At 43.3% G+C, this 5,239-nt stretch carries 8 protein-coding genes; all 8 read right to left on the reverse strand.

Annotated elements, in window-relative coordinates; translation table 11 throughout:
* A partial coding sequence (locus RMO84_RS02795; RefSeq protein ID WP_310486929.1) for a DUF4342 domain-containing protein occupies positions 1–186 on the reverse strand: 186 nt, incomplete at its 3' end.
* Positions 187–297: 111 nt separating this feature from the next.
* Positions 298–900, reverse strand: coding sequence for a GerMN domain-containing protein (locus tag RMO84_RS02800; RefSeq protein WP_310486930.1), 603 nt, complete (start codon positions 898–900; stop codon positions 298–300).
* Between the two features lie 8 nt (positions 901–908).
* Positions 909–1,766, reverse strand: a complete 858-nt coding sequence (locus RMO84_RS02805; RefSeq protein ID WP_310486931.1) for a 2-oxo acid dehydrogenase subunit E2 — start codon at positions 1,764–1,766, stop codon at positions 909–911.
* Positions 1,741–1,911: a hypothetical protein gene (locus RMO84_RS02810; RefSeq protein ID WP_310486932.1), complete on the reverse strand. Its 171-nt coding sequence runs from the start codon at positions 1,909–1,911 to the stop codon at positions 1,741–1,743. The genes RMO84_RS02805 and RMO84_RS02810 overlap by 26 nt, the downstream gene beginning before the upstream one ends.
* 40 nt (positions 1,912–1,951) lie before the next feature.
* Complete coding sequence (locus RMO84_RS02815; RefSeq protein ID WP_310486933.1) at positions 1,952–2,818, reverse strand: hypothetical protein; 867 nt, start codon at positions 2,816–2,818, stop codon at positions 1,952–1,954.
* Between the two features lie 178 nt (positions 2,819–2,996).
* Positions 2,997–3,521, reverse strand: coding sequence for an RICIN domain-containing protein (locus RMO84_RS02820; RefSeq protein ID WP_310486934.1), 525 nt, complete (start codon positions 3,519–3,521; stop codon positions 2,997–2,999).
* 263 nt (positions 3,522–3,784) lie between these two features.
* Positions 3,785–4,465 carry an ABC transporter ATP-binding protein gene (locus RMO84_RS02825; RefSeq protein ID WP_310486935.1) on the reverse strand — a complete coding sequence of 227 codons (681 nt, stop codon included), beginning with the start codon at positions 4,463–4,465 and terminating at the stop codon, positions 3,785–3,787.
* Between the two features lie 6 nt (positions 4,466–4,471).
* The coding region (locus RMO84_RS02830) for an FtsX-like permease family protein (RefSeq protein WP_310486936.1) at positions 4,472–5,239 on the reverse strand (768 nt) is incomplete at its 5' end.

Consider the following 5,239-nt stretch of genomic DNA (forward strand, 5'->3'; position numbering starts at 1 on the left):
ATTTTTGAGAATAATCCGCCGAATATTACCTTGGTGAATCAGTTCCTTGATTTTGGCACCGAGGGCATCACCCTTAATAGTGAATTCTTCGACTCCAATCTTTTCCGTTTTTGCTTCATGTCCAGTTACTAACTCAGATTGAATTGTTTCGATGTTGCCTTGAAAGTTGTCGTTTGGTGCGCTCATGTTATGAATTAATATGATTATTTGGCTTGAAAAGTAGATGATTAGATCGAAAAAGTTATGAGGTTAACTAGTATCGAGCATTATTTTCGCTCCCAAAAAAATCTTGTAAAACTAGAGAAAATCATTGGCAAATTGAGTGCGGGTAGTTGGTTGCTGCAATGTCAATCCTTCGCCGCCTAATGGATGGCGATCGTCGATCGATTGTCCGCCGACAGAGATAAAAACTTTGGCGTTAGGATCGAGGCTAGTAGCTGTATAAATTACCTGTGCGACTCGATAAATCATCGAGGTACTGCCACCGCCAGATCTAAATTCTGGCGATAAGTCAACATGCACCCCATCAGCCCGAACTTGCAAACTCAGAAGTTTAGTACCTTTAGGAATCGTACTGCTCAAATTATCACTGGGCTTGGCTGAGAGTAACTTTTGAACGGCAATTGTTAATACTTGTTGCGGTGTAGAACTGGAGGTGTTTGGTGGTAATAATTTGGCAACTAGAGTTATTTTGTTTCGGTCGGATCGCAACCAATAAACTTGGGGTTGACTTGCTTGAACCCGATCGTTTGAAGTAGTTGTGGATATTGTGGCTGGAACCGACGACTGACGAGTATCGTGGGATAGCAGAGTACTTCCCGCCCAAACACTTAAAGCTGTAAATATAGTAAGTAATAAAGATTGCTTGACAGCAGATTTATTACTAAAAAGTATTTTCATATTTAATCTCAATCCTGTAATTTTGAGTTGTGGATATCACCATCTGATAATGCTTCTAGTCCCTCTCGACTGGTCATCAATTCTTGTAACCGCTTGATGAATCGGGCTACTGGCGCACCATCTGTTACATCATGGTCGAACATTACTGTCAGTCCTACATACTCACGAATGACAATGAGATCGTCAATAACACCTGGTTGTCTAGCAATTCCCCCCACGGCAATCATTAAGGGATGAATGCCAATCGGAATGCCCCAACTCATCCCTCCCCCAAACATGCCGATAGATGTAATCGAGACAGTACCCATCGTGCGCTTGAGTAAGAATGGATCGCGAAATAACGGTCGCCAAAACAACAGATTTCTTAAAAAATGTGGCAGAGTCGCAAAGATTTTAGTCATCCGAGCTGTCTGAATCGAGCCAAGCTGCACTGTCCCTACCTCAACTGGCGATTTTTGGGCGGCGCGAATTTCGGCATGAATATCAAGCAGAGTTTTCTCGTTTGCTCGCCGAATGATGTATGGCATCGGCAATTTTTCGCCTGCAACTGCGCGTTCGATAATGATAGTTACATCCACATCATCAAAAATCACGAGCTGCCGTTGACCTTTGCGGATCGCATGAACATATTTGTGTTCGCTGACTGCTTGGGCAAGACACTTAACAATCCAGCCTGTAAAACTAATTCCCTGCCCAGTTTTCACTTTGAGATCGTGAATTGCCGAGCGAGCATCTGTTACATCAATTTCCAATAAAATAGGTATATGATGCCGTTGGCGACCCCAAATTATTGTATCGATTGTCGGGTTCCGAAAGCTAGGAAAATCGTGTTTTTCAAAGCTACCAATTAGATCTACTGGTGCCATTTTTAATTACCGATAGATTGCATCGTCGTGGTAATTTAAAGGTTTTGAGACGACCCGATCGATCGATGGTGAAATCTAGTTCGTCGATCGGTGCTGATTCCCATAGTTCATCGAGTGAAACTTCTTTGGTTTTATTGATAATCATGGTAGTTTTTATAATTAATAGTTCGGGGATCTAAAGTGTCCTAACTAGCCGTTTTTGATTTTTCTCTACCGAATTGCCATAGCAAGATGACACCCAAACCGAATAAATTAATTAGGAACACTACTAAGCCTCCCAAAAACGGAATTAGTGTCAGAACCGTCAAGACTGCCAAACCAATTAAGAACTGCTGTAATGCTGACTGCTTGCTATTGTTATCGATACGTTGACCGACAAACAAAGCTACGCCGAGCGAACCGACTAATGAAGCGACAACCGCACTCAAGCTCAGAATTGGAATCAAGGGAATACCAATTAACGTAATTGCCAGCAACACAGTGCCAAAGACAATTGATAAAATCGCACCCATCCCCCACAGAGCTGCCAAACCAGGATATCGATCCAATTTTCCAGCTAAATTCGGTAAAAACTGCGGACTGGTTTGCAAGATAATTAGCCCGAGAATCGCAGCGACTACAGCGGCACTAATTCTGAAAATAGCATTGAAGAAATACCAAGGAAAGAAACTGCGTCTCCCATAAGAGTCAGACATCATGCCATGTCTGTCGCTGAATGTCGCACGTTCGCCACTAATAATCGCGCCTGGTTCCTGGACGATTTTGCCGCCAAAGGAGTAGGCATCACCATCTACCCGCGCCCCTTGTTTGAGGATGACATCGCCGCCAAAAGCAATGGCTGTGTCCAAAACTCTGGCATTAGGTAATACCGTCACACTCCCGCCAAAAGCATGGGCATTTTCGACAGTTTGGTTCGCTGCTACAGTGACATTGCCACCAAAGCGAATCAGGTTGGTATTGTTAATATTAATGTCAGTTTGTGCCAGAGCCTTGCCAGCAAAAATTAAGCAAATAGTGGCGATAAAAGCTAGAATTAATTGTTGCCATTTCATAAGTTTTATCCTCGTGAATCGCGATCGGGTTTACTAGCTTTCATCTTATCAAAACAAGATGAGGAACTTGTGAGGAAAGCTCGCAAAAGCCCAATGCTGTAGCAATATAATTATTCTTGTTTAGCTTAACTCTATTTTCGATAATTCTCTCTCAGGAAAGGCTATAACAAGGCACTAATTAAGGAGTTTTAGTGATTCTCCAGCTTTGTCCGGCGACATTACTACATGTAGCCATTGTCAGTTTATTATTTCGACCATCATTGATAATTTTTAAACACTTATCCGCGCCTGTAAGCTCATTCCGCAAATTAGAATAGCCAGAGGAACCAGGATTCGCATTGCTAGGTGTAATGCTCCAAAGTTGTCCGGGAGCATTGCTACATTTAGCGATCGTTAGTCGATTATTGTTACCATCATCGATCGTCGCTAAACAATTGCCAGTGCCTGTAAATGGCGTCTGCAAGCGATAAGCTTGAGGATTTGTCTCACTAGCTGTTAAACTCCAACGTTGTCCAGAAACGTTAGCACATCTAGCCATAGTCAGTTTGTTATTATCCCCATCATTGATAATATCCAAACAATAGCTAGATCCTGTCAATGTATTTCGCAAACGATTTTGCTTAACTTGAGCATTGACTTCTTGAGCTAGCAGACTAACTAAAACTAGTGGTATAACTATCGCAAGTTTTTTAAATTGCATCATGAAAATTTAGATCTATGTTTTCTTCTATTTTATCAGTAGCGATCGATAAATCTTCTCTCTCAAGATAGCGAGCTTTTAGCTATCGATCGAGTCAATAGATACAGAATATTTAGGATTAAAAAGTTACATCGATAAATAAATAAGCCCACCTTTACTTGATAACTAGATTGAGTAAAGATTTGTTGCTTACTCTATTAAGTACGACATAAATACGAGCAAGTTAAATTGCCGATTTTAACTTATAAATTACCCAAGTTCTATCGCTATTTTTCCTGCTCGACAATGACCCCATCTACCATCCGAATTATCCGCTTTGTTTTAGCGGCGACATTAGTATCATGAGTAACGATCGCGATCGTCGTACCTTGTTGATTTAACTCAGTTAACAGATTCATAATCTCCTCAGAAGTTTTGGAATCTAACGCACCAGTCGGTTCATCGGCGAGGACTAAGGCGGGATGATTGACTAAAGCACGGGCGATCGCGACCCGCTGTTGTTGTCCGCCAGAAAGTTGATTGGGACGGTTCTGGATGCGATCGCTCAAACCAACTTGAACTAAAGCTTCTGTAGCCTGTTCGACTCGTTGAGACTTATCGACATCGGCATAAATCATCGGGAGCATCACATTCGCCAAAGAGGTGAGCCGTGGTAATAGGTTGAACTGCTGAAAAACAAACCCAATATACTGATTGCGAATATCGGCAAGTTCATCATCATCAAGCTTAGTTAGCTCTTGACCTGCTAAAAAATATTGCCCACTGCTTGGCCTGTCGAGACAACCGATAATATTCATCAGGGTTGATTTGCCCGAACCTGAAGCTCCCATAATCGCGACATATTCACCTTGTTCGATCGACAAATTCACGCGCTTGAGGACTGGAACCTCAATGGATTCCAAATGATAGGTTTTAGTAATATCTTCGAGCGAAATCATACTTGCCATAGCTAATTAATCCCCACGTAGTGCCAAGATCGGGTCTAGTTTTGCCGCATTACGAGCAGGAATACCGCCCGCTAACACACCAACAATCAGCGAAAGGACGAAACCGACCACCACTGACAATAGCGACACCACAAACGGAAATTTGAAGATCGTAGCGGCGGCGAAAGCGAGGGCGACACCAAATGCGATCCCAATGCCACCACCAATACTCGAAATCACGATCGACTCCATCAAAAATTGATTGAGAATCGCTCCGCTAGTTGCGCCGACAGCTTTTCTCAGACCGATTTCCCGCGTCCGCTCCATCACCGAAACCAGCATGATATTCGCGATGCCAATCCCACCGACAACTAACGAAATTCCGGCGATCGCCGTAACCATCAGCGTCAACAATCCCATAATATTCGTGAAAGTTTTAATCAGATCCACTTCATTGGTGAGAGTAAAATCATCCTCTTTAGGCGGACGAATATCATGGCGCAGCCGGAGCACATTCGCCACCTGAAACTCCGCCGCTTCGAGTTGGTCGGGATTGCTCGCTTTTACCCAAAAGCCATTAATCGCCACGCCTGTGAGCGCATTGTTACCGACAATCTCGGCAGACATATTAGTTAGGGGCAGATACACCATATTATTCGTATCTTGCAGCCCAACAGCCCCTTTCCGCTCCATCACCCCCACCACGCGATAACGTTTACCCTGAATCCGAATATCGCTACCGATCGCCGTTGCTGACGCAGGGAACAGATCGTCTCGAACTTTGGCACCAATTAC

This window comes from Chamaesiphon sp. VAR_69_metabat_338, from assembly GCF_031423935.1.
Taxonomy (GTDB): Bacteria; Cyanobacteriota; Cyanobacteriia; order Cyanobacteriales; family Chamaesiphonaceae; genus Chamaesiphon.

Excerpts from the sequence above, each read along its gene's own strand:
- RMO84_RS02800 (WP_310486930.1), bottom strand. The coding sequence starts at position 900 with ATGAAAATACTTTTTAGTAATAAATCTGCTGTCAAGCAATCTTTATTA.
- RMO84_RS02805 (WP_310486931.1), bottom strand. The coding sequence starts at position 1,766 with ATGGCACCAGTAGATCTAATTGGTAGCTTTGAAAAACACGATTTTCCT.
- RMO84_RS02810 (WP_310486932.1), bottom strand. The coding sequence starts at position 1,911 with ATGATTATCAATAAAACCAAAGAAGTTTCACTCGATGAACTATGGGAA.
- RMO84_RS02815 (WP_310486933.1), bottom strand. The coding sequence starts at position 2,818 with ATGAAATGGCAACAATTAATTCTAGCTTTTATCGCCACTATTTGCTTA.
- RMO84_RS02820 (WP_310486934.1), bottom strand. The coding sequence starts at position 3,521 with ATGATGCAATTTAAAAAACTTGCGATAGTTATACCACTAGTTTTAGTT.
- RMO84_RS02825 (WP_310486935.1), bottom strand. The coding sequence starts at position 4,465 with ATGGCAAGTATGATTTCGCTCGAAGATATTACTAAAACCTATCATTTG.